Annotated in this window: 35 protein-coding genes and 1 pseudogene; 19 read left to right on the forward strand and 17 right to left on the reverse strand. The window is 59.9% G+C overall.

All coding sequences use genetic code 11. The annotated features are described in order from the left end of the window. Position 1: 1 nt before the first annotated feature. The 11 genes and pseudogenes from NCR39_RS05365 to NCR39_RS29620 all read right to left on the reverse strand — a co-directional run bounded on the left by NCR39_RS05365 (position 2) and on the right by NCR39_RS29620 (position 6,389). Complete coding sequence (locus NCR39_RS05365; protein ID WP_250451143.1) at positions 2–325, reverse strand: hypothetical protein; 324 nt, start codon at positions 323–325, stop codon at positions 2–4. Between the two features lie 337 nt (positions 326–662). Further along, positions 663–1,784, reverse strand: a complete 1,122-nt coding sequence (locus NCR39_RS05370) for a tyrosine-type recombinase/integrase (protein ID WP_250451145.1) — start codon at positions 1,782–1,784, stop codon at positions 663–665. Next, positions 1,781–1,999, reverse strand: coding sequence for a DUF4224 domain-containing protein (locus NCR39_RS05375; protein WP_244792739.1), 219 nt, complete (start codon positions 1,997–1,999; stop codon positions 1,781–1,783). Before NCR39_RS05375 ends, NCR39_RS05370 begins: the two co-directional genes overlap by 4 nt. 54 nt (positions 2,000–2,053) lie before the next feature. After that, on the reverse strand, positions 2,054–2,269 hold the full coding sequence (locus NCR39_RS05380; RefSeq protein WP_250451147.1) for a hypothetical protein: 216 nt from the start codon (positions 2,267–2,269) through the stop codon (positions 2,054–2,056). A gap of 16 nt (positions 2,270–2,285) precedes the next feature. Then, the gene (locus NCR39_RS05385; protein WP_250451149.1) at positions 2,286–2,591 is read right to left on the reverse strand and encodes a hypothetical protein; all 306 of its coding nucleotides are present in this window, start codon (positions 2,589–2,591) and stop codon (positions 2,286–2,288) included. Next, positions 2,588–3,205: a DUF551 domain-containing protein gene (locus NCR39_RS05390; RefSeq protein ID WP_250451150.1), complete on the reverse strand. Its 618-nt coding sequence runs from the start codon at positions 3,203–3,205 to the stop codon at positions 2,588–2,590. The genes NCR39_RS05385 and NCR39_RS05390 overlap by 4 nt, the downstream gene beginning before the upstream one ends. Further along, positions 3,202–3,534 (reverse strand): hypothetical protein, encoded by a 333-nt coding sequence (locus NCR39_RS05395; RefSeq protein ID WP_250451151.1) that lies wholly within the window; start codon positions 3,532–3,534, stop codon positions 3,202–3,204. The genes NCR39_RS05390 and NCR39_RS05395 overlap by 4 nt, the downstream gene beginning before the upstream one ends. A gap of 50 nt (positions 3,535–3,584) precedes the next feature. After that, complete coding sequence (locus NCR39_RS05400) at positions 3,585–4,370, reverse strand: DNA cytosine methyltransferase (protein ID WP_350029654.1); 786 nt, start codon at positions 4,368–4,370, stop codon at positions 3,585–3,587. A 668-nt stretch (positions 4,371–5,038) separates the two neighbouring features. Next, positions 5,039–5,752 (reverse strand): annotated as a pseudogene (locus NCR39_RS29875) (hypothetical protein). Next, entirely contained in the window at positions 5,749–6,150 is a 402-nt protein-coding gene (locus tag NCR39_RS05415) for a hypothetical protein (protein ID WP_250451155.1), read from the reverse strand. The pseudogene NCR39_RS29875 and the gene NCR39_RS05415 overlap by 4 nt, the downstream one beginning before the upstream one ends. A gap of 110 nt (positions 6,151–6,260) precedes the next feature. Continuing rightward, complete coding sequence (locus NCR39_RS29620; protein ID WP_284507087.1) at positions 6,261–6,389, reverse strand: hypothetical protein; 129 nt, start codon at positions 6,387–6,389, stop codon at positions 6,261–6,263. Between the two features lie 75 nt (positions 6,390–6,464). Between NCR39_RS29620 and NCR39_RS05420 the strand changes: the two genes are divergently transcribed. After that, the gene (locus NCR39_RS05420) at positions 6,465–6,779 is read left to right on the forward strand and encodes a hypothetical protein (protein WP_250451156.1); all 315 of its coding nucleotides are present in this window, start codon (positions 6,465–6,467) and stop codon (positions 6,777–6,779) included. Between the two features lie 367 nt (positions 6,780–7,146). Here the strand turns inward: NCR39_RS05420 and NCR39_RS05425 are convergent, their stop codons facing one another. Beyond that, positions 7,147–7,932, reverse strand: a complete 786-nt coding sequence (locus NCR39_RS05425; protein WP_250451158.1) for a hypothetical protein — start codon at positions 7,930–7,932, stop codon at positions 7,147–7,149. A 439-nt stretch (positions 7,933–8,371) separates the two neighbouring features. Between NCR39_RS05425 and NCR39_RS05430 the strand changes: the two genes are divergently transcribed. Then, positions 8,372–8,596: a hypothetical protein gene (locus NCR39_RS05430; RefSeq protein ID WP_250451159.1), complete on the forward strand. Its 225-nt coding sequence runs from the start codon at positions 8,372–8,374 to the stop codon at positions 8,594–8,596. Positions 8,597–8,862: 266 nt separating this feature from the next. On the opposite strand, the gene NCR39_RS05435 is transcribed toward NCR39_RS05430, so the two are convergent. The 5 genes from NCR39_RS05435 to NCR39_RS05455 form a co-directional block, all read right to left on the reverse strand. Further along, a complete protein-coding gene (locus NCR39_RS05435) occupies positions 8,863–9,693 on the reverse strand; it encodes a DUF3037 domain-containing protein (protein WP_250451160.1) in 831 nt (276 codons plus the stop codon). Next, entirely contained in the window at positions 9,690–10,451 is a 762-nt protein-coding gene (locus tag NCR39_RS05440; RefSeq protein ID WP_250451161.1) for a HipA family kinase, read from the reverse strand. The genes NCR39_RS05435 and NCR39_RS05440 overlap by 4 nt, the downstream gene beginning before the upstream one ends. A 266-nt stretch (positions 10,452–10,717) precedes the next feature. Beyond that, on the reverse strand, positions 10,718–10,930 hold the full coding sequence (locus tag NCR39_RS05445) for a hypothetical protein (protein ID WP_250451162.1): 213 nt from the start codon (positions 10,928–10,930) through the stop codon (positions 10,718–10,720). Between the two features lie 187 nt (positions 10,931–11,117). After that, complete coding sequence (locus NCR39_RS05450; protein WP_250451163.1) at positions 11,118–11,537, reverse strand: DUF6232 family protein; 420 nt, start codon at positions 11,535–11,537, stop codon at positions 11,118–11,120. Next, positions 11,534–12,250: a S24 family peptidase gene (locus tag NCR39_RS05455; RefSeq protein ID WP_250451168.1), complete on the reverse strand. Its 717-nt coding sequence runs from the start codon at positions 12,248–12,250 to the stop codon at positions 11,534–11,536. Before NCR39_RS05455 ends, NCR39_RS05450 begins: the two co-directional genes overlap by 4 nt. An 82-nt stretch (positions 12,251–12,332) precedes the next feature. Between NCR39_RS05455 and NCR39_RS05460 the strand changes: the two genes are divergently transcribed. The 17 genes from NCR39_RS05460 to NCR39_RS05540 all read left to right on the forward strand — a co-directional run bounded on the left by NCR39_RS05460 (position 12,333) and on the right by NCR39_RS05540 (position 19,929). Next, positions 12,333–12,566 (forward strand): transcriptional regulator, encoded by a 234-nt coding sequence (locus tag NCR39_RS05460; RefSeq protein ID WP_250451169.1) that lies wholly within the window; start codon positions 12,333–12,335, stop codon positions 12,564–12,566. Continuing rightward, complete coding sequence (locus NCR39_RS05465; RefSeq protein WP_250451170.1) at positions 12,563–12,736, forward strand: hypothetical protein; 174 nt, start codon at positions 12,563–12,565, stop codon at positions 12,734–12,736. Before NCR39_RS05460 ends, NCR39_RS05465 begins: the two co-directional genes overlap by 4 nt. Before the next feature lie 198 nt (positions 12,737–12,934). Then, positions 12,935–13,375, forward strand: a complete 441-nt coding sequence (locus NCR39_RS05470) for a phage regulatory CII family protein (protein ID WP_250451171.1) — start codon at positions 12,935–12,937, stop codon at positions 13,373–13,375. A gap of 2 nt (positions 13,376–13,377) precedes the next feature. Further along, positions 13,378–13,572, forward strand: a complete 195-nt coding sequence (locus NCR39_RS05475) for a hypothetical protein (RefSeq protein WP_250451172.1) — start codon at positions 13,378–13,380, stop codon at positions 13,570–13,572. 38 nt (positions 13,573–13,610) lie between these two features. Then, positions 13,611–14,291, forward strand: a complete 681-nt coding sequence (locus tag NCR39_RS05480) for a phage antirepressor KilAC domain-containing protein (protein WP_250451173.1) — start codon at positions 13,611–13,613, stop codon at positions 14,289–14,291. A gap of 7 nt (positions 14,292–14,298) precedes the next feature. After that, a complete protein-coding gene (locus tag NCR39_RS05485; protein WP_250451175.1) occupies positions 14,299–15,267 on the forward strand; it encodes a helix-turn-helix domain-containing protein in 969 nt (322 codons plus the stop codon). Further along, on the forward strand, positions 15,264–15,425 hold the full coding sequence (locus tag NCR39_RS05490; protein ID WP_250451177.1) for a hypothetical protein: 162 nt from the start codon (positions 15,264–15,266) through the stop codon (positions 15,423–15,425). Before NCR39_RS05485 ends, NCR39_RS05490 begins: the two co-directional genes overlap by 4 nt. Continuing rightward, positions 15,422–15,958 carry a DUF1064 domain-containing protein gene (locus NCR39_RS05495; RefSeq protein WP_250451179.1) on the forward strand — a complete coding sequence of 179 codons (537 nt, stop codon included), beginning with the start codon at positions 15,422–15,424 and terminating at the stop codon, positions 15,956–15,958. Before NCR39_RS05490 ends, NCR39_RS05495 begins: the two co-directional genes overlap by 4 nt. A gap of 71 nt (positions 15,959–16,029) precedes the next feature. Next, on the forward strand, positions 16,030–16,368 hold the full coding sequence (locus NCR39_RS05500) for a hypothetical protein (RefSeq protein ID WP_250451181.1): 339 nt from the start codon (positions 16,030–16,032) through the stop codon (positions 16,366–16,368). Further along, positions 16,365–16,733, forward strand: coding sequence for a DUF4406 domain-containing protein (locus tag NCR39_RS05505; RefSeq protein WP_250451182.1), 369 nt, complete (start codon positions 16,365–16,367; stop codon positions 16,731–16,733). The genes NCR39_RS05500 and NCR39_RS05505 overlap by 4 nt, the downstream gene beginning before the upstream one ends. After that, positions 16,730–17,158, forward strand: a complete 429-nt coding sequence (locus NCR39_RS05510) for a nuclease domain-containing protein (protein ID WP_250451183.1) — start codon at positions 16,730–16,732, stop codon at positions 17,156–17,158. The genes NCR39_RS05505 and NCR39_RS05510 overlap by 4 nt, the downstream gene beginning before the upstream one ends. Continuing rightward, positions 17,146–17,487 (forward strand): hypothetical protein, encoded by a 342-nt coding sequence (locus tag NCR39_RS05515; RefSeq protein ID WP_250451184.1) that lies wholly within the window; start codon positions 17,146–17,148, stop codon positions 17,485–17,487. The genes NCR39_RS05510 and NCR39_RS05515 overlap by 13 nt, the downstream gene beginning before the upstream one ends. A 79-nt stretch (positions 17,488–17,566) precedes the next feature. After that, complete coding sequence (locus NCR39_RS05520; RefSeq protein ID WP_250451185.1) at positions 17,567–17,800, forward strand: hypothetical protein; 234 nt, start codon at positions 17,567–17,569, stop codon at positions 17,798–17,800. Continuing rightward, a complete protein-coding gene (locus NCR39_RS05525) occupies positions 17,797–18,390 on the forward strand; it encodes a hypothetical protein (protein WP_250451186.1) in 594 nt (197 codons plus the stop codon). The genes NCR39_RS05520 and NCR39_RS05525 overlap by 4 nt, the downstream gene beginning before the upstream one ends. 80 nt (positions 18,391–18,470) lie before the next feature. Then, a complete protein-coding gene (locus tag NCR39_RS05530; RefSeq protein ID WP_250451187.1) occupies positions 18,471–18,647 on the forward strand; it encodes a type II toxin-antitoxin system HicA family toxin in 177 nt (58 codons plus the stop codon). A 55-nt stretch (positions 18,648–18,702) separates the two neighbouring features. Next, positions 18,703–19,119: a type II toxin-antitoxin system HicB family antitoxin gene (locus NCR39_RS05535; RefSeq protein ID WP_250451188.1), complete on the forward strand. Its 417-nt coding sequence runs from the start codon at positions 18,703–18,705 to the stop codon at positions 19,117–19,119. Between the two features lie 456 nt (positions 19,120–19,575). Continuing rightward, positions 19,576–19,929 (forward strand): HNH endonuclease, encoded by a 354-nt coding sequence (locus tag NCR39_RS05540; protein WP_250451189.1) that lies wholly within the window; start codon positions 19,576–19,578, stop codon positions 19,927–19,929. Positions 19,930–20,095: the final 166 nt, after the last annotated feature.

Raw genomic sequence — 20,095 nt, forward strand, 5'->3', positions numbered from 1 at the left:
CTTAAGCGGGCGCGACGCGTGCGGTTTGCGAAGGGCCGGCCGCTGACCAATAGACGATGCTCGGGCCGACGCCCCACGGCGGATAAATGCGCCAATCGTCGACACCGTGATGGAAGAAGTAGAGCGCGAAGAATCCACCGCGATGACGGTTGGGCGCGCTCAGGCAGACGTAGCGGCTGCCGCCGGGATAAATACGACCGAAGCGCGTGACGCGCGCAGCACTCGCCGCGCTGAACCATCTTGCGATTTCGGCGCGAAGTGAGGATGGGGGACGATCAGGCAAGGCGCGGCGTGGACGGACCCGGCCGCGAGCTGACGAAGGCATTGCAGTGCCGCTCCTTAAGTGTCACGCGAAGAATAGAGCTTAAGTTGCTGGCGGGCAAGTATTTGTTGCGGTTTTGGCAAGGTGAGGAAGCCGCGGCGTGACTTATTTTGGAAGTCTTCCAAAATGAGCCTTGCATCCGCTGACGTGCCAAAAAGAAAGCCCGCGTAACCTATTGATTACGCGGGCTTATTCTGGTCGGGGCGAGAGGATTTGAACCTCCGACCACCTGCACCCCATGCGGGAATTCACTCGCCGCAACCGCACGTCAGTCAAAGCGCTCGCATCGGCCCGCCTAACAAATGCTTAAATAATAATCGGGCTGCAACCCTTATCCAGCTTAGTTCCCTGTTTCCGTATTAGGCGCATTCCAGGGCAACGCGACGTCCATTTCCGACCGCTCGGCGATGACTTCCTTGATGTAGATTTCGCTCGTCCGGCCGCTCGTATGCGCCAGGCGTGTCTGGATCTGCTTCTTGTCTTTTCCCTGCCGCGCGGCGTCCGTCGCGCCGAGCGCGCGGAGATCCTTGAAGACAACATCGTCGGTTACCTTGGCGCGTGCCTTCGCCCGGCGCCACATCGAATGCAGCCCCGACTTCGTGTACGGCGTGCCTTTCGTCGACGGAAAGAGGTAAGGGCTGATGATCTGATATTTCCGCTTGATCGCCTTCGCTCGCTCGATTACCGCGTCGATCGACGGCGTGATGGCGATGTCCACCATCTTCCCGCTCGACTTCGCCGTCTTCGTCGGTTTGAAGCGGATCGCCCCGCCCTCGATCTGCGCGTCGCGCAGCATCCGCACGTCGATCGCGCGCTGCCAGCACAGATAGGCCATGTCCACGATGCATTGAAACATCGGGCCGGACTCGGTTGGCAGACCGTCGTCGCCGACAAGCGCGGCCGCGCGGATCTTCGCGATGACGTCGTGCGACGGGAGCACGTCGCGGCGCTTCGTCTCATAGTCGGACAAATCCAGCTGGTCGCACGGATTGTCGTCACGCAGGCCCATCTCGCTGATCGCCATCTTGAACATCTTCCGCAGCACGGCCACGTACTTCTGCGCGGTGTTGTGCTTCTCGGCGAAGTACTTCCGAAGGAAGATCGTGATCGTGCGAGCTTTGACGTCCGCCACGGTGAACTCCTCGAGCTTCTCGGCGATGAAGTCGGCCATGCGCTCGTATTCCTTTCGCACGGCCGGCGTGTAGCGCGCGAGCTTGCGCTGCTTCCATTCCTCGCACAAATTCGGCATCGTGCCGCTCGTGAGCTTCTTTTCGCGCATCAAGAAGCCGAGACGCTCATACATCACGGCCTCGCCTTCCTCGAAGGAGCAGAGCCGAATCCAGCGCTGCTCCTTCTGCGTCCAAGGGTTGCGCATCGGCTCCGGCGCGAAGAAGTAATACGCGCCGTGGTTGACGATGACGCGGCGCGGAAGGCCGCGATTGTGTTTTCGTCTGCGGTTCATTTAACGCGTGGCTCGCGCTTTATCGTTGTGGTCGGAAGCTGCGCCGGCGCGATGCAGTGCATGCGCATGACGAGCAGGGAATTGTCCGGCCGGCGCCGCGCGGGGATGCCGAGCGACTTCAGCATCTCCATCTGCTTCGATGGCCGCTTATAGCCGGTGATGCGCTCGAGCTCGTCTTCGGTCAGTTCAAGCGGCGTTTCGAGCACTGCTGCCATTCTTGTTCTCCAGATACGCGCGCGAGACGCGCATGAATTCTTCGATGTTGCTGGTCACTTCTTTCCCTGCTCGACTGCTAGTTTCGCTGCATGCAGGGCGATTCGATGCTGACATGCTGCGCGGTTGATGCGATCTCTCGGTGGCGGTTCGACGTGGACGATGCGTCTCTGGTTTGGGTGCATCAGGTCATATGCTTTTTTGTCAACATCGCGCCACAGACCGGTCAAGCCCGCGACCCGAATCTGGAAGATAGGCTGCTTCGATTTCATCACTCCCTCCCAATATTCATGCTTCCGCAGCGGGCGCACATGGCACGATCGCTCTTGTTCGTCCATCAGGAAGCGGCGCGATCCTGTGAGCGTACGAAACCGGCTCTTCGTTCACGTCGGCGAATTTGCAGATCGGGTAGTTCTGGCGAACCGCTTCGAGATTGAACGCGGCGTTCGGCCGACCGACATACTCGAATACAGCCTTGCGTAGCCGATTCCTGTAGACCCTGACAAGCCCTGTGTTGATCCAGTCGATAACCTGTTCGCCCCACACCGGATCGTTATACGACTGGCAGAAGATCACGTAGCTGGTGCTGCTCACGATGTCGGCTCCTCTTTGCTCGCCACGCTCGACGCCGGTGCTTCGGGCAGGGGCATCCAGTGCGATGCTCTGTAACCGACGCCAGGCGTATTGAATGAAGGCACGTCAGCTAGCATGCAGAACGATCCTCCGAATACCCGGCCGTTGTAGTCAGGGTACTTCGACGCGACAACGAACATGACGGGCTGACCTTCAGCCGGTAGTCGATCCCTTACGCTGATCCACTGCTGCGCTGGCGCGGATGCGAGAGCCTTCTTCACCTCCTGCACGAAGCCACTCACGTTTTCTTGCGTGATGACTTCACCGTGCTCTTTTGAATGAACGGACCACGTATCGAAAATCGCTTGCAGTTCGTGTCCGTTCATCCCTGCTTCTCCTTTCGCGGATTGCTCGATTAGGTCGCGGATATTGTCCGCCGTGACAATCAGTGCGGTGTGCCCGTTTGACGGTCCCCCCGCAAGTAAAGCCGCGTTCTTATCGCAGATTTGCGCCGCCCGCTCCAACGCTTGGCGCTCTGCGGCTTCATACGCTACGCGCATAAGCTCCGGCACGACCAAGCCAAGTTGCTCACGTTTGTCGCCGTATTGTTCGGCGAACCATTGATCGAATGTCATTTCGGCTCCTTCGCGGATTGCGACGCGATGGCGTCGATTGCATCGGATAGCCGGATGAAATCCCCGCTCTCGCTCTGGTACACCCCTCCGCCTTCACCGCAGCTTTCTTCGTATCGTTGAAGGCCGGCCAGCGTTTCAACCACATCATCTTGCGCAGCTTCCTCGCCGCGGCTTTCTGCTTGAGGGGGAGGGGCGGCACGTTCAAGCGCCTCTACGCGCTTGGCGAGATAACTGATCTCATTCGCCGCCTCCGCCATTAGTTCATAGTCATCTGCGGTATATGACGGGGCTTCTAATTTGGAGCAAAGTTCTCTTCGTGCGTCGTTCATTTCGCGTTTCCTCTCGCAATAACAGTCTGTCCAAGGGTCAGGCGGCGGCTTCAATGGTCGAGCAGGGTGAATGCTGCGACTGCCACTCGCGGTACTTGCCCCATTCCAAGGGCTCTAACGCGGTCCACCCGATGGGCCACCCCATCAGCCACTCTTCCCAGTCCGGGTTCAGGTGGCCACCGACGAAAGTCGAGAGAGCCGTTCCACCTTGCGCGTACTTCTCTTTCCTGAAGCCCGTGTCGCTCGCCGTCGGCGTCGGCGCGAGCTTCACCTGGGCGGATAGCTTCGGCTCGCCTCTGCTGTTCCACTTGCCCGCCTTCCGCTCGATCGCGTCGTCTGCTACGGGCGTTTGCCAGAATCCAGATGCGCTCTCGCAAATGGGGAGCGCCGGCGTCGGCCGCAGATAGCACTCCCCATTGCGCATCGAACCCCATCGCGGCCAAGTCTCCGAGAATTCGTCCGAGTCCCCTAGAAGTGAGCATTGGGTCGTTTTCCACTTCGACTTGTCGGGGCTGAGCCTCGCGAATGATCCGAGCCATCTCGGTCCATAGGCTGCTGTGTTCGCCGTCGAGTCCAGCTCCGGTTCCTGCCGCGCTAACATCGTTGCAGGGAAAGCCGCCCGCCACGACATCAGCAATTCCACGCCATGGCCGTCCGTCAAATGTTCGAACGTCATCCCATATCGGGAAGGGCCGAAGGATTCCGTCGTTTTGGCGCGCGACGAGGACTGCTTGTGCGTAGGGATCAATTTCGACGGCGCATACGCATCGATTCCCGCGCAACTGACCTGCAAGGATTCCTCCACCAGCGCCCGCGAAAAGATGAAGCTCATTCAATCGCTACCTCATTCATTTAGAAGCGCCGCGAGGGATGAGCGCGCGGCGCGGATGGTTCATCGCACGGCCCATGGATTTAACGGGCGGGCCGCTCATATAGCGCGTATAGTGGTCCGACATGCCGCTCCTGGTGTGTAGGGAGTCAGCATGGGAAACCAATCGTGTGTGTCGTATCGCGGATACACCATCGACGTGCGCGTCGTTTCTAGCAAGGCTCCGACGCTCAATGGCCAACAGCTCCGGTACGCCGTCTCTTGGTCCGTTCTTTCCTTCGACCCGGGCTGCGCGCCCGTCCTAAGCCTGCCCGAGCAGCTCAATTTCCTTACGTCCGACGCTTGTTTCAGATATGCCGAACGGGAAGCAAAGAGCTTTATCGACGGGTACCTCAACGATGGAAGTGCTGGTGCATCGCCAGCCTGAACAATCTTTCCGGAATCCGCCATGTCGCGTCTATTGAGAATCGGAACGCTGGAGTTCCATGTAGTGGTCGAACCGCTGATGGGCGGCGGATTCACATACGCTTGCGTTGAAGTTGATCGAACGAGGCCGAAGATTGATCAGATCCTCTTCGAAAGCTCGCTTCGATACGAAAGCGAAGAGGCTGCCTACGCTGGCGGTTCGGCTTATGCACGGAAGCAAGGGCGAAGAGTGGCGCAATAGAAGGTTGCTCATGCTTTCTCTCCGGTTGCCTTGATAACCTTGAACTCGACGACCCAGACCCACGCGTTCGAGTCCCACGCGCCGTCGCCGTTAATCGATTCGCAAAGCGACCGATAGGACGCGATCGGGTCCGTGCAGAAGGTGTTTCCGGGTTCGCCGTAAAGTCGAAATCCATGCGGCATGAAAGAGGCTCGCGAGAATTCGATTCCTTCTGCGATGCAATCTTCCGGGCTGATGTCCTGCAGGCGCTCGACGCGCACGCCGGTGACTTCGAGCGTGACGCGCGACGCCCAGCGCGGCATGTGGATCGACGGGCGCCAAGGCTCGCTATCCTTCGCATGTGTCGCCTGGTACTCCACGCGGCGGCAATATTCTTGATCGGGTACATAGCGCGCGACGCCAAGCTCGACTGATTTGCCGGGCGGGTTGATCTCGACGACGCCACGCCATGTCTCGCGCACCCACAGACGATCACCGGGCGCGCCATAGGGGCACGGGATCTGGTGGTTGTCGGTGCTGCCGTCGGTCGCGAGCGTCCACTACTGAGCCGTGTTCAAATCTTCGAAGCCGTAGCAACTAGGATCGTCCTGATCGCCAGCGCCGCCGACGAAGGAGATCGGCCAGCTAGGGCGTGCTTTCACGACGCGGCGCGTCTGCGTTTTACGTCCGTGGAGCAGCGCACGCACCATCGGAGCGCTGAAGAGGATGGGGCGCTCTTTCATGCTGCCTCCTTTTTCTTCGGCAAGCCTCTACACTCGCGCTCGTAGTCGTTGTACGGCGCACCCTTGTAAAGCGGGTGCGGTTTGTACTGCGGCTCGGCGATCACGTTGGCGAGAATCACCTTCCAGTTCTGCCGCGTGTTTAGCAGCGCAGGGCCGTCCGGGCCGTCAAATTGGTCGGCTGGCGTGGTCATCACCATGAGCGGGTCAAGCACATCGCAAGGCACAGCGACGTTGCATCCGCTGTTGTAGTAGCCAAGGTGAGCGAGGACATTCGCCTCTTCGTAGCGCCCCGCGCGCGATGCGCGGAAGCGATACCCCTTGTCGTCGGGCGCCCAAAGCGTGATGTACCGATCGTCGCGGCACGTGTGCTTCAGGCTGATGATGTAGAACTGCTTCACAGTGCTGTCCTCGTTCTTGTTCGAATCTAAGTTGATGGCGCTACACACCGCGCAACGCCATCAACTGAGAGTCCCGGATGGAGCGCCGGTCCGCTTTCTCAGGTTGAAAATCAGTTCGCGACCGGCCACTGGATGCGCTTCTTGCGGTCCTCGATCTCCTTGAGGCGGTCGTCGCCGCCACGCACGAGCAGGTAAGCGATAACGCCGATAAGCAGTACTGAGTAGGTAAGTGCGATCATGGTGAGCATTTCCGGGAGCGCTTAACGAGGGCTGACGGCGATGTACGCGAATTGGCGCGCAACCGTCGACGGGACGTGGAACTTGCCGATCTCGACGCGCGGCTCGGTCAAGCCGAGGGCTTCGCGCTGACGCTGGCGCAGAACTGCGCGGCGTTCTTCGAGCGTGAGTGCGCCGGACGTGTCGACATGGCGCAGATCGGTATTGCGAGCGGGCGTTTGCATCACAGCACCCCTTGGAGCAAAGCACAGATGACTGTCGTGGCTACGCCGACGAGCGACAGCACAGTAACGGCCGCGTTCAGCGCTTTCGCTTGGCTGATCGTGACTTCGGAAATTGCGGAATCCATCATCCACCTCTCGTTTCGGCTCACCGACGCGGTGAGTGCATGAGAGGTATATTACCAACGGGTAATGGATGTGTCAATACTAAATGGTAATTATCTTGGCCAAGATGGTAATGAGACACATCGCGTCTATGTTCTGACGAATGGAAATACTCCGTTATAAGTGTTGACGGTAGTGTTGACGTGTCGCTTTTTCGTCACTCGTCCTGTCTATCGAGTGTCCGGGTTTCGTGAGCGCATACTTTTTGGGCCGTCCGCTACCATTTTTGGTAATGGACCCGTCGCGACACGGAGATGAAAGGCACTTTCAATCCGCTGTTCTGGCGTTTGATGTTGCAGTAGTGCAACGTTTGCGAGCCCGTAGAAAGAAAAACGCCCGCGCGCGGCGGGCGTGTTCTGACGTTCCTGAACGCCTACTTCGACAGTCCGTCCTTGAGGACCGGCGCCATGCGTTCGGCCATATTTTGATTCGCCATGTTGATCAGATAAGCGTCGGGCGTGCGGCAATCGGCGCCCATGTGCCCGGCCGTCACCGTGTCGGTGAACACGCCGTTCGCATCTGAGACGGCGTTGTAGGAGACGCCGCCGACGGCATAACCTGCGGACAGGGACGCCGCAGTTGTAGCTGCCTGAATCACGCCATCTGCTGCGCTCTTCCCGAACGGCTGGTCGCATGTGCGGATCGGCAAGATCACGAATGTCAGCTTGCCGGCGACGTGCGCCCGCTGGATGAACGTGTACAGGTCCTGCTGGAATTGGGCGAGCGCGGCGAGCTGTGCCGGATCGTCGTTTCGCGTCACCATGTCGTCCAGCTGGAAGTTGGCGACGATGAAGCCGCTCGGGTCGGTCTTGAACTGATCCTGCGTCGGCGGCAGGCCATTGTTCTCGCCCATGATGAGCGCGTGCAGCGTCGTGCCGTTCATCACCTGGGGCGTCACGTCGGCCGTCACGCCCTGCGCGGCAAGCGCCTGAGTCAGCGTCTGCACCGTTTGCGTCGCCGCGTCGGAGGCCGGCGCGTCGGACGCAGCGTGCACGACGGCTGCGACTTTCGCCGTAGACTGGGGCGTGGCCGCTTGCTGAAGCGGGTTGCCGTAGAACGAAATCTTCGCGTTCGACGAGGCGGGCGCGCCATCTCCGCCACCGCCACAAGCAGCGAGAACAGCCGCGCAGGCGAGCGCGGCGGCGATTGTCTTCTTCATTTCTTGTCCCTCGGATGCTCGGCTTCTGACGGGGCGAGCTTTCCCTTTCCTTTCCGAAAGGAAAGATAGCATTGTTCAGAGCATTAGGAATCGTTTGCGACGCAGGACAAAAAAGAACCCGCCGAAGCGGGTCAGAAAACGCACACCATGCCCGGACTATGGGGTCGGGCGAAGGTGAGCGCGAGAGATGTTGGTCCCGACCGCTCCCGCGTTCGCCGCAAGCCCTGCTTCACACCGTACGCACAATTTAACGTTTGCGGGAATGAGACGGAATTAGTAACCGTCCCAATATATGGGTAGACAATTAGCAGACAAAAGCTGCATCGGTCCTGCGAAGGAGCCGAAGATCCGAGCACGACGCCCCGCGTGAGGATGAGAAGAAGTAAACCAGACGTGGTGGCTGACACCGCGTAGAGTGGTTCGTTTATGCGGAGTGAAAATGGCCACTACAGAAGACGTCATTGCGGTGTTCGAGCAGATTAACTTCGAAGGGAAGGATCTGCTTCGCCTGGAGGACGCGTGTCTCGGGTTCGCCAAATGGTTGGCGATCGCGTGGGACGACCTGGACGATGAAGACCGGGAGATTCTGATGACGGTCGGAGCGACTGTCTGGAGGGAGTCGAAGCGCGGCAGCGGTAAGAAGGATTGGCGGTCGGCGGCCTAACACCGGAAGAACGCCCAACAACAAGAGACCCGCGCAGGGGCGGGTCAGTCTGCGGCATGCGCAGGATGCAGTTGATCTTCTTGCTTCTCTGGCGTGTGGTTTTTTGCCAGTGCGGTTTGCCCTCAGAGGCGCGACAACTTTACCGCCGTGTGGCGCGCCCCGTCATCGGTGCAACTACGTAATAAGCCCTCACTGAAAAACGCATTCGGCCAGCGAGCAGGCAACAAAAAACCCGCCGAAGCGGGTGTTTCGCGAGGCTTTTCTTTCTACTCAGACGCGAACTCGACTATGGCGTCCTTGTCTTGGTCCTCTACGACCTTGACGCCCGCTCGTTTGATGACCTCCTTGACCTCCGCGTAAGCAGCCATCGTGGGCCCGAAACGCTGCTCAGGAACACGGACCGCGAACAATGCTTCGCCAACGAGTTGACCATCGCGCTCAAGTTTTTTTATCTTGCCTAGCCATTCCCACCCGTGGTCGTAGATCTTGGTTGGGTCTTTGCGATCAAGGTCCAACGGCTTGATGAGCTTTACGGCCTCGTCCTTCTCATTCACGTGAACGAATGGTAAGCGTGCCTGATACTCCGTCCCCAGCACCCGGGCTTGAAACAGATTCTGGAGATCCGCCGCCTTGAGAATATTTCGAACACGTTGCTCAACGACCCTCTCTTGATACACAGGCGTAACGAACGACCGGCCAACGTAGTAGTCGAAAAACTCGTTCAAAGCCTTGTGCGGCTCCTCAACAAGGGCCGCGCGCGGCATATCGGCATAGATGATCGCTTGCTGAGGGATGACCAACTGATCGAATGCGAAGTTCGCAAAATCAGTCGTCGGTCCGTTCACGGCACCAATAAAGGCGCGTTGCGCCATCTCTCCGATGCGGTGCATCTCTTCTTTGAAGACATCACGCGCACGCTTGTATACCTGAGCGTCCAACTCGTCGAAGAATGACGTAATCCGCCCGACGCGGTCCAGCAGCTTGAATCCGAAGTAGCGAGCAGTGGGGCTCATCAAAACGACCCCGACATTAGCGAACTCGCCAGTCTCCGCGTACGGCATGAAGCGCACCAGCGCATACCTGCAAGCGTGTTTCATGTTCTGTTCCAAAAATCGTCACTCTCGACCCGCTGAAGCATGGCTTTCGCATCGTCGGGTTGGAAGGGGCTCGGCAGTCCTGGCCCGATCTCAAGCCACTCATCGGGCATCTTGTCGCATGCGCCTTCGAACTGTCGTAGCGCGGTCTTCAACCTCTCTACATAAGCCGGGCGCGCTAGAAAATCCTGAAACACGCCGTTCCAATCTGCTGCGAAAACGTGTCCACGAAGGAAATTTTCTGCGTCGAAGTCAGCGTCGAACGCCAGATTGTAGTCGATGACTACCAGTTCTCGCTGGACGATGTCCCACAGAAGATTTACGTTTCCTCCGAAAGCAGTCAGTGTTCTGTCGTCGTTGCGAACCCACCAGTCGAAGACGGCTATGTCCCTCCGCAGATTCGGGAGGACGGACTGAACGCTCGAGAACGTCAGATCGACCACGTTTTGCCGGACGACAGATCCGAAGGCATATCCAGCACCTAGATCCGCGAAGTCCGGCAACCGCAGTAACTCCATCTCCTCGGGCACCTCGACGATACGGAAGTCTGCAATCGGCAAACCGAATGCCACGGCCATGCAAGACGCCAGCCACTCGGAGATCAAGCCTTTTCGACCGGCGCCACTGCCCTTGACGTAGTAGAGGCGGTTGTCGTTTCCTCTGCACAGAAACGGATTGGTTCGCCCTTGCACCGATCGCTGAAGGATCTCCGTAATCTGAACCACTTGCGTGTTTATCATATTGCGTGAAAGCGACAACATTCAAGTGGCATCGGCGTTTAGACGAATCGTTTCGACCGTTCGCCAATTCGATAACTCACGGCTTCGCCGGCTAGCGGCATCAATGCAGTCCGAGACAGCTCGCCATTAAAACGATCCCTTCATTCTGCGCATCTACTACTCGCCGCACCAGCGCGGCGTCTGGGACCGCGTTCAGCTCCGTTGCTCTGTCCAGTCGAGCGTCACAGGCGCCGCCTAACCGCAACGGAAAAAACTTGGCTCCGCGCATCGACGGTCAAGGTGGCCGCTCACGGTTCAAGGACTTTCTTTGCTCCTCGATTAGCCGTGTCCAGCGCGTCGAGCAGGCCTGCAAGAAAACGTAGGGTCGTGTCGTCTGTTCCTTCACTTACTGTCTGCACCATGGCGGTAGCACGGACGCTTATGTCGAGGACCGCCCTTTGATAGATGCACAGCGCCTCGTAAAGCTGAACCTTTGTGAGCGGGATTTCGTCGTCTTCCATCGTGAACTCCTACAACCAAGGTACGTCAAGGGTACCAAGGCCTATTCACCGCGGTAGCCATTCGAACGCCGGCGCACAAACACGCCGGAACGCCGTCGCACCGCTTACCTCAGCATCAACCGCGAAAAACGATTGCCTGATTCAGCGCGTCAACGATGCACCGCACCCGCGCGTCTACATCAGCCGGCTACCCGCGATACACGATTGCGTTGTTCAAAGCATGAACAACGCGCCGGACAAGTCCTTTGTCCTGAGACGAGAACGCGGTGACCTCTCCTGACGACGTCATGAGGCTGATCGCGTATTTGGGCTTGCCGCGCGCGAGTAGAACCGCGCCAGGAATGAGGGCGATGGCGGCAAGAGGTACAAAGGACAGTCCGCAAAAAAGCAGGATGGTACCGACCGCGACGAGAATCGCTCCAGCGATCCACGACCGGTCTTTCTCGATATGCTTGACAGAAGTGATCCCGCTCATGGCGAACGTGTTTCCGGGCACCATGAGTCGGGTATTCGTGACCTTGATCGCGCCTTCGTCGAGGAAGACGCGCTCGGCAGCTGCGCTACGCGGCGGCGATGCGCCATATGTAGGCTCGTGGATGTCGCTCACATTGCCCCGCTAACGCCCACCACGCGGGCGATGATCTGAACGTGCCCCGACTCTTCCGCCGAAATGTCGACGTCCGGGTAACGGGTCTTGTCGGGATTGTCCGAGCGGATGCTTAGACCGCCGCCCGGTCGCTTGAACAGCCGCTTCACGTACACCTCATTCTGGTACGCCAGCACATACACCTTGCCATCCACCAACTCGGTCGCCTTGTAGTTCACGACGAGCGAATCCCCGTCGATCACCCGGGGTTCCATGCTGGAACCCTCTGCGACGATTGTGGCTGCATGCTCCGCATCTAGGCCGAGCCGCATAAGCCACGCCTTCCTGAACGCCTGGCGCTGGCCCTTCTCGTCGATGTGCCACACGATCCGGCCATTTCCGGCAGACGCCTTCACTTCGAGCCTCGGAATCAAAACGTACTCTTCGCCTAGTTCTTGGTCGTGATCCCATTCGAGAATGGGACGGATGTTCACGGATGCTCTCCCATCCGTCAGAACATTTTTATCTGAAGTAGGCGCTTCATCAAGCCACCCAGCGGGCAGCTTTAGTTTCTCTTCCAACTTCCTTGCTTTTTTCTCGCCGAAGGACTTGTTCTTCAGAAGGGCGGAAATTTCTCCCTGGTTCTCGCCCGTTTGACGGACGAACTCGGCTTGGGAGCCGTACTGCTCGATGAGTTGCGCCAGGCGCGCGCGGCGGTGGTCGATGACTGTCATGACCAAATTATCGTCCGCCATTACTGGGTGGTAAATCTCCGAATGGTATTGACTTTCCATTACCGTCTGGTAATATATAGGCATGGACAAGCTACGCACATACCTCAATTCGATGACTCCCGAGAAGCAGGAGGAGTTCGCGCGCCGCTGCGGGACGTCGCTCGGTTACTTGCGAAAGGCGATCAGCGCGGACCAGCAGTTCGACGTTCAGCTGTGCATCAACATCGAAGTCGAAAGCAGGGGGGCTGTCCGTTGCGAGAACCTTCGTCCGAAGGTCACGTGGTCGAAGATTCGCGGTACGGCGGTGGCGGCATGAGTGATACGCCGTTGACCGCCGCAGAGCAGAAAGAGGTACGCGCGATGTTGCTGGAGCTTATCGCAAGAGGATTTCCGGATGGAGCGCTCGACGAGGCGCGAAAGAAAGCGGTCCTGCAGTTCCGCAGACTGAAAGCGGAGTCAGCAGGACCAGCCAAAGCAACGAGGTAAGCGGCGCGCGTCCTTCTTCTGCTGTTTTGAGCGTGGGGCTCACACAGTCTGATTGAGGACTACTAATCGCGCGGAGGTCTCTCAGGCACTTGCCGTTTTTCATTTTTGTTTTACCCCGTTTTCTGTGTCGTTCTTTTTACCTACGACGCCACTTTATCCGGGTCAACCATCAGTAAATACGTTTGTTTGGAGCTTGAATTGAACATCCTCGACACCCTGCATGCAGTCGCGCATGGCTACAAAGGCGGCTGCGAATCGCTTGCTCCGCGCCTCGGCATGTCGGCGGCTGTGCTCCGCAGCAAGGTCAATCCGAACACTGAGACGCACCAGGCGACGTTGATGAACGCCGTGCAGATCACGGAGATGGCCGACGACGATCGCGTGCTCGAAGCGTGGGCGCGCGAGCGCGGCTATGCGCTGGTGAAGATGCCGAACGTCGAGAGCTGCACCGATGCGGCGATCGTTGAACTGATGGGCGAAGCGTGGGCAACGCACGGCGCCGTCGGCCAAGAGATCTGCAAGACGCTCGAAGACGGCCGCGTCGAAGAGAGCGAAGTTGACCGCGTCGAGAAGCGCATCTTCAAGCACGCGCAAGTGCTCATGACGATTGCCGCTCGTCTGCGCGGCATGGCGGAGTGACCATGAGCGCCAGCCCGGATTACATCCCCATGTCGTTTCCCGACTTCATCACGACGGGCCGCATGTTCGACGGTCCGCAGACCGCTGAATGGCAAGAGCGCGAACGCGCGAAGCAGCCTCGTAAGACCTGCATCGCGTGCGGCGCGAAGCAAAACGCCGACGGTACGCTGCCGTGCGGTCACGACCACGACCTGTGAGGTCATCCATGAACGAAATCGCCCTCAACGCTCCGACGATGTCTAGCCGAGAAATCGCGGCGCTGCTCGATTCGCGGCACGACAACGTGAAGATCACGATCGATCGCCTTGTTGATCGCGGCGTGATTGTTCGTCCTGCAATGCAGGAGGTACAAGTGACCGATGCGATGGGCCGGTCGCGCACCGTGTCGGAATACCGAATCGGCAAGCGCGATAGCTATGTGATCGTCGCGCAGCTCTCTCCCGAATTCACGGCGCGCCTTGTTGATCTCTGGCAAGCGCTCGAAGAGCAGGTCTCGAAGCCCCAACTGCCCGACTTCACGAACCCGGCCGTCGCCGCTCGTGCATGGGCCGACGAAGTCGACAAGAATCTCGCGCTCCAGCAGCAGGTCGCCGCGGCTGCGCCGAAGGTCGCTGCTCTCGAACGCCTGACGGTTGCCGCGCAGGGCGCGATGTGCATCACCGATGCCGCGAAGAACCTGCAAGAGCAGCCGAGGCGCGTATTCGATTGGATGCAATCGAATGGCTGGATCTACCGCCGACCGGGCAACGCTACGTGGACCGCCTATCAGGACAAGCTCCAGCGCGGCGTGCTCGAACACAAGATCACGACCGTCCATCGCAATGACGGCTCGGAGAAGGTCACGACGCAGGTTCTCGTGACTGCCAAGGGTCTCACCGAGATCGCGCAGAAGATGCGCGGCGCGGATCTGCACTGAGGCCCAGATGAGCACCATGATCATGTCGGCCTGCTGGCCGCTCCAAGGAATGTCCCTCGCGCAGAAGGCCGTGCTGATCTCGCTGGCGGACAACGCGAACGACCAGGGCGTCTGCTGGCCGTCGATCGCGACGATCGCGAAGCGTATCTGCGCATCGGAACGCGCGGTGCAGAACGCCATCAAGTGGCTGGAGTCGGCGGGCATCGTTCTAGCCAACCGGAACAACGGTCGGCACACGAGTTACACCATCACCCCCGCAGCATATGCACCCCCGCAGGAGATTCACCCCCGCACGAAATGCACCGGTGCAGCAGATGCACCAACCCCCGCAGCAGATGCGGGGGACCCCCGCACGCCGTGCGTCGCACCCCCGCACCAGGTGCCGTCTAACCGTAAAGAACCATCAGAAGAACCGTCATTGAACCGTCAACCTGCGCGGCGTGCGCCGCGAGTTTCGTTGCATGACGAACTTCGATCGATGGAACTGCCTGACGGCATCACCCCGGAAGTCTGGGCGATGTGGTGCGAACACCGTGAGGCGAAGGCCAAGGAAGCGCCTTGGACGCGCGGAGCGGCGGCAGTGTCGATCAAGCGCCTCGTGAAGTTGGCTGCTGCAGGCCAGTCGCCGGAAGTGACGATCGAGGAAGCGGTACTGCGTGGCTGGACGGGCCTGTTTCCGGTGAAGGCGGACTCGGCGACTGTGCCGGCGGCAAACGGCGGATCGGCCATCGCTGCGGACTGGTGGAAGACGTCGAGCGGCATCGAAGCGCGCGCCGCGCAACTCAGTGTCGCGAAGAAGGACGGCGAGACCTTCATGCACTTCAAAGTCCGCGTGTTCAAGGCGGCCGGTCCGGGCGAATGGATGGAGGACATGCTGCGCACGGTAGGCCGCGAAAGCGAAGACCGCTACGAAGCCTTGTATGCGTACTTCAACGACATCCCGCGCGACAAGAACGGCAACTCGGAGTCCGCATGAACACCTGCCGCACCTGCCAGAACGCATACGAGAAGCCGGGCCATGAGCGCATGCACCGCCGCGGCTTCCGAAACTGCAAGCACCTGCACGAGAGCCATTACGTGTCGAGCGCGGCGACGTGCCGCTTCTCGCCGATTCGTTGGAGCGCCAAGGCATGACGAAGCGCACCGCACCTTGGCCGCTGTACGTGAAGGAAGGCACGAAGAACGTCGGCACCGCGCGCGTGCGCGACGGCAGCGCGCCGACGATGACGACCGCGCAGCGGCGCATCTACGAAAAGACCGGCGTGCCGCCGCAGACGGCCGCGCTCGACGATCCGCTCGATCCGTTCGCGACGCCTGCGGTCATCACCGGCAAAGCGAAGAAGCCCGCGAAGTACCGCAACACGAAGTGCGAAGCCGAGGGCATCAAGTTCGACAGCCTGCGCGAGCGCGCGCGGTGGTTCGAACTGATCCAGCAACAGGTGCGCGGGGAGATCGCGAAGCTCGAGTTGCAGGTGCCGTTCGTCCTGGCTGAGCCGGTCGTGATCGGCGGCCGGAAGCGTCCGGCGCTGCGCTATGTCGCTGACTTCGTCTACGAGCGCGCAGGCGAGCGGGTCATCGAGGACGTGAAGGGCCGAATCACCGAGGGATACCGAATCAAGCGCCATTTGATGGCCGCGCGGGGACTGACGATTGTGGAGATCAAATAATGCGATGCACCGAGAACTATGCGCGCCAAGACCTGAGCGAACGTGCTCAGCCGAAGCGGACACACAAGGTCATGCCGCTGAGCCAACGGCTTGTCCTCGAATCGTTGCGGCGCCGCCGCGAGGCATCTGTCGGCGCGGTGGCCGATGAACTCGACAAGTCGCGCGACGTGACAAAGCATGTGTTCACGACCCTCATGAACCAAGGCTACGTTGTGCAGACGCGGCAGATGGTCGTGACGGTGGGGCGCGGGCGCGAACCGGCGATGTACAAGTGGACCGGCAAGGCATTTCCGCCTTCTAGCGAGCTTGCGGAGCGCGCGGGCAGTGCCGATCGCGGATTGGCCCCTCAGATCGCGACGCTGGTCGCGGGCATCAACGCGATGTGTCTCGTCGGGAGGGCTGCAGCATGAGGCTTTACATCGCCGGCCCGATGTCGGGCTATCCCGAACTGAACTTCCCTGCATTTCACGCCGAAGCAGCCCGTCTGCGCGCGCTCGGCTACGAGATCGTCAACCCGGCAGAAATCGACGTTGGCCCGAATCCCGACTGGCTGACGGCCATGCGTGCGGACATCAAGCAGCTCGTCGACTGTGACGGCATCGCTCTCTTGATCGGCTGGCAAGCATCGGCCGGCGCGAATATCGAGCACAGCCTTGCGCGCGGACTTGGGCTGCGCGTCTACCAGGCACGGCACATCATCGCCCTAGCGGGCGACACGCCGGTGATCTCGCAAGACGCGGTTACCGAACTGCTCGACGAAGCGGAGGCCGCGTGAAGCGATCGGCACCGCTCGCCCGCAAGACGCCGATGAAACGCTCCGCGTGGCCGCTGGCCGATCGCGCAACGGCGCTACGCCGCACGGAATTGAAGCGCCGCGCGCGCAAGGTGAAGACCGGCGACGACAAACGCATGCGCGACGCATGCCGCGGCGAGCCGTGCTACCTGCGCATCCCCGGCGCGTGCGCGAGCGATCCGACGACGAGCGTCCCGGCACACCGAAACGAAGGAAAGGGCATGGGCCTGAAGACGCCCGACGTCTTCACCGTGCCCGCATGCCCGGCGTGCCATTACGAATACGACCAGGGCAAGCGCTTTCTGCGCGAGCACAAGCGCGCCCTGTGGAACGCGGCATACGAGCGCTGGGAGCCGGCGCGCGCCGCGAAGATTGGTTTGAAGGAGGAAGAGACGTGCGCTGTTTGATTCGCATTCCGCAGAGCACTCGCTGGCATACGCCGCGCGGGCGCAACGGACGTCGGTACGCGGCCGAGCGGTTTCGACTGACGTTCCCGCTCGAAACCACCGTGTACCGCGTCGCGCTACCGAAGATCCAGAGCCGACTGCAGCCGTACGTTGTCGTCGACGCGTGGATTCCCGAAGACAGGCGATCCGGATTTCCGATTCTTGATTCGGGATGGGTAGAGCCGGGCGTGTATCGAACGCACGCGCGCATCGACGAGAACGCAAAAACACTGGCGCCGTTCCTTGCGAGCGGCTTGGAAGAGATGGACGTGAGAGAGGAGGCCGCATGATCCCCGACAACTTCGACCCGCTGTGGGTGGCGCTCGGCATCAAGCGCCGTGACTGGATGCAACCGGCTCCCCGGAAGCAATGACCGCATACGCCTACATCGAGACAGCCGACGTTCCGAGGCCGCTGATGGATAACGCGGCGCGACGCGCTGCAGACGGCGACAAGCTAATCGCCTTCATCGGCTGCCCGCTGACCGGCATCCAGCAGGACGACGGCGAGATCCAGTTCCCGTTCCCGCGCGCGCCGGAGATCCGCGACGAGTTGATCAGTTGGCTGTGCCACTGGGGACTCTCTTTCAGGGTGGAGATGTGATCGCCCGCGCACCACGCGCTTACCGCGATCCGCTCAAGCAGTTGATCGACAAAGAGGGCGACACCTGCAAGGGCTGCCCACACGAACGAACCTTCGAATTCATCGGCTCCATGCAAACCATCTGCGCTATTGGCAAGAACCACGGATACCGCTGCGAACAATACGGAAAGAGGACCCCCATGACGACGAGCGCAATCGCCGCTGACGAGATCGATGCTGTGCTGACCGAGTGGTACGAATGGAGTCAGGCATACGAACCGGCGCTCGGCTATGGCCGCGCGGACGCGACGTGCCGCGACTTCAAGATCAGCAACCAGTGGATGGATTACGACCAACTCAACGACGTCGTCGATCATCAACTGCGCGCGGCAACCGGGCAGGCCGTCGATCCGATCATCCAGAAGCTGTCGCTGCCGCATCGCGTCGCCGTGATGACCGCCGTGCGCAACTTCGTCGCTGGCGCGGTCGTGTTTCAGAACCCGCGCAGTCCGGCTACGCAGGACCACGACTACGCCGCCGCCAAAGCGTTGATGCGCCCGGCGCTGCTGGCGAAGGGGCTTTTGAGTGCACGTGCGCCGCGCAACGGATAAGCAAAAATGCTTAATAAACTCCTTGCGTGTATAAGCAAAAATGTTTAACATGGTTTCATGTTCAACAACACGGAGGGACGGTGAAGCAGAGCGAGTTCAAGAGGTGGCTCGCTGAACAGGGAGCAGTCTTCAAGGAAGGTTCGAACCACACGAAGGTCTACCTGAACGGCAAACAAACCACCCTGCCAAGGCATCCCGGCCACGAAATCGGGGAAGGCTTGAGGCAGAAGATTTTGAAGCAACTCAACCTGAAGTAGAGGGAGCCCCGAAAGGGGCTTTCTCCGCACCGTTTCTCAAGCAATGGAGTGCACTATGTTGCGTTACCCAGCACTGTTCGAACCGGAGGGAACCGGATTCGTTATCTCCTTCCGGGATATTCCGGAGGCTTTGTCGCAAGGCGATTCGCTTGAAGACGCACGCGCGATGGCCGCTGATGCGCTGCTTACGGCGATGGATTTCTACTTCGAAGACAAGCGCCCAGTGCCGTCGCCGTCGAAAGCGAAAAAGGGCGAAGAGATGATCGCTTTGCCGGCCAGCGCGTCGGCAAAGGTCTTGCTGCTGAACGAGATGATCGCCCAAGGTGTCACGCCGTCGGAACTCGCGCGCCGGCTCAACACGCGTCCGCAGGACGTCAACCGCATCATGAACCTAGGGCATGTGACCAAGATCGATACGATCGCCGATGCGTTGTCGGCGCTCGGGAAGCAACTGGAGATCAGCGTCTCATAAAGAAGGGTTGTAAACCCGTTTGTATTGTCGTAGTATTTCGCGCGTGGGGCGTTCGCTCGCCCAAAGAAAAGCCCGCTCGGTTCACGCCGCGCGGGCTTTTTGTTATCCCAAGTTCGAAGTCAGGTAACGCGAGCACTCCTCGCCGAATCCATACCAAGTACCGGAGGGACGGCTAGGCGTCAAGATCAAGAGCCGATCAGACTTTCCGATGTAGTTCAGCAAGTGGTTCATCACTTGGCTCTCGCTGAGGTTCGTATTCAAGAGCCACGTCGAATCCAAGCAGTGCCACCAATGCCCCAGTGATTTGATGGCATCTTCGAGCTTCGTATAATCCATCCCGTCTTTTCGGACGAGGTCGTACCCGATCATGATGGTTGTCATTGTGCTATCTCGATGTTGAAGTTGCGCCGCGTTCCGGCGATGGCCTGCGGCACGTAAATTTCTCGTAAACGCTTAATGCCGACAAGACCAATGCGCCCATGCAAGCATCGCGGGTGCGGCGCTCTCGTGCCTGGCGGCAAGTCGTACTGCGAGCAGCACGCGAGCGAGGACGTGAAGTGGAAGCCTGACGCGGTGCGCGGCAATCGCCACGCGCGCGGCTACGGAAACGCATGGGTCAAGCGGCGCGAGCGCATTCTGCTTCGCGACTGCGGTCTGTGTCAGGTCTGCAAGCGCTCCGGGCGCGTCACCATCGCGACCGAGGTCGATCACCGCGTGCCGAAGTCGCAAGGCGGCACTGATGACGACGACAACCTGCAGTCGATCTGCCGCGCGTGCCACAGGACGAAGACTGGTAGCGAGCGGCGATGAGCGTGGGAGGGGTGGGTCAAATCTCCAGCCGAAATCGGCTTGGGACCGACCGCTCCGTCGAATTTTCACGACCGCGAAATATAAAAATCGGTTTTTGGGCCGCGCGACGTGAGCGCGGGTAAAAGTTACAACGGCAAAATGCCGAAAATGGTTGCAAAACGGAGAG

Origin of the sequence: Caballeronia sp. ATUFL_M2_KS44, assembly GCF_023630965.1 — a bacterium.
Taxonomy (GTDB): Bacteria; Pseudomonadota; Gammaproteobacteria; order Burkholderiales; family Burkholderiaceae; genus Caballeronia; species Caballeronia concitans.

What these genes read in the sequence shown, in the direction of transcription:
- NCR39_RS05490 (WP_250451177.1), top strand. Translation starts at nt 15,264, where the DNA reads ATGAACACCTGCCGCACCTGCCAGAACGCATACGAGAAGCCGGGCCAT.
- NCR39_RS05500 (WP_250451181.1), top strand. Translation starts at nt 16,030, where the DNA reads ATGCCGCTGAGCCAACGGCTTGTCCTCGAATCGTTGCGGCGCCGCCGC.
- NCR39_RS05365 (WP_250451143.1), bottom strand. Translation starts at nt 325, where the DNA reads ATGCCTTCGTCAGCTCGCGGCCGGGTCCGTCCACGCCGCGCCTTGCCT.
- NCR39_RS05370 (WP_250451145.1), bottom strand. Translation starts at nt 1,784, where the DNA reads ATGAACCGCAGACGAAAACACAATCGCGGCCTTCCGCGCCGCGTCATC.
- NCR39_RS05540 (WP_250451189.1), top strand. Translation starts at nt 19,576, where the DNA reads ATGCCGACAAGACCAATGCGCCCATGCAAGCATCGCGGGTGCGGCGCT.
- NCR39_RS05520 (WP_250451185.1), top strand. Translation starts at nt 17,567, where the DNA reads ATGACCGCATACGCCTACATCGAGACAGCCGACGTTCCGAGGCCGCTG.
- NCR39_RS05390 (WP_250451150.1), bottom strand. Translation starts at nt 3,205, where the DNA reads ATGACATTCGATCAATGGTTCGCCGAACAATACGGCGACAAACGTGAG.
- NCR39_RS05535 (WP_250451188.1), top strand. Translation starts at nt 18,703, where the DNA reads ATGTTGCGTTACCCAGCACTGTTCGAACCGGAGGGAACCGGATTCGTT.
- NCR39_RS05395 (WP_250451151.1), bottom strand. Translation starts at nt 3,534, where the DNA reads ATGAACGACGCACGAAGAGAACTTTGCTCCAAATTAGAAGCCCCGTCA.
- NCR39_RS05445 (WP_250451162.1), bottom strand. Translation starts at nt 10,930, where the DNA reads ATGGAAGACGACGAAATCCCGCTCACAAAGGTTCAGCTTTACGAGGCG.
- NCR39_RS05495 (WP_250451179.1), top strand. Translation starts at nt 15,422, where the DNA reads ATGACGAAGCGCACCGCACCTTGGCCGCTGTACGTGAAGGAAGGCACG.
- NCR39_RS05430 (WP_250451159.1), top strand. Translation starts at nt 8,372, where the DNA reads ATGGCCACTACAGAAGACGTCATTGCGGTGTTCGAGCAGATTAACTTC.
- NCR39_RS05475 (WP_250451172.1), top strand. Translation starts at nt 13,378, where the DNA reads ATGAGCGCCAGCCCGGATTACATCCCCATGTCGTTTCCCGACTTCATC.
- NCR39_RS05425 (WP_250451158.1), bottom strand. Translation starts at nt 7,932, where the DNA reads ATGAAGAAGACAATCGCCGCCGCGCTCGCCTGCGCGGCTGTTCTCGCT.
- NCR39_RS05460 (WP_250451169.1), top strand. Translation starts at nt 12,333, where the DNA reads ATGGACAAGCTACGCACATACCTCAATTCGATGACTCCCGAGAAGCAG.
- NCR39_RS05380 (WP_250451147.1), bottom strand. Translation starts at nt 2,269, where the DNA reads ATGAAATCGAAGCAGCCTATCTTCCAGATTCGGGTCGCGGGCTTGACC.
- NCR39_RS05455 (WP_250451168.1), bottom strand. Translation starts at nt 12,250, where the DNA reads ATGACAGTCATCGACCACCGCCGCGCGCGCCTGGCGCAACTCATCGAG.
- NCR39_RS29620 (WP_284507087.1), bottom strand. Translation starts at nt 6,389, where the DNA reads ATGATCGCACTTACCTACTCAGTACTGCTTATCGGCGTTATCGCTTAC.
- NCR39_RS05480 (WP_250451173.1), top strand. Translation starts at nt 13,611, where the DNA reads ATGTCTAGCCGAGAAATCGCGGCGCTGCTCGATTCGCGGCACGACAAC.
- NCR39_RS05435 (WP_250451160.1), bottom strand. Translation starts at nt 9,693, where the DNA reads ATGAAACACGCTTGCAGGTATGCGCTGGTGCGCTTCATGCCGTACGCG.
- NCR39_RS05375 (WP_244792739.1), bottom strand. Translation starts at nt 1,999, where the DNA reads ATGGCAGCAGTGCTCGAAACGCCGCTTGAACTGACCGAAGACGAGCTC.
- NCR39_RS05485 (WP_250451175.1), top strand. Translation starts at nt 14,299, where the DNA reads ATGAGCACCATGATCATGTCGGCCTGCTGGCCGCTCCAAGGAATGTCC.
- NCR39_RS05465 (WP_250451170.1), top strand. Translation starts at nt 12,563, where the DNA reads ATGAGTGATACGCCGTTGACCGCCGCAGAGCAGAAAGAGGTACGCGCG.
- NCR39_RS05440 (WP_250451161.1), bottom strand. Translation starts at nt 10,451, where the DNA reads ATGTTGTCGCTTTCACGCAATATGATAAACACGCAAGTGGTTCAGATT.
- NCR39_RS05505 (WP_250451182.1), top strand. Translation starts at nt 16,365, where the DNA reads ATGAGGCTTTACATCGCCGGCCCGATGTCGGGCTATCCCGAACTGAAC.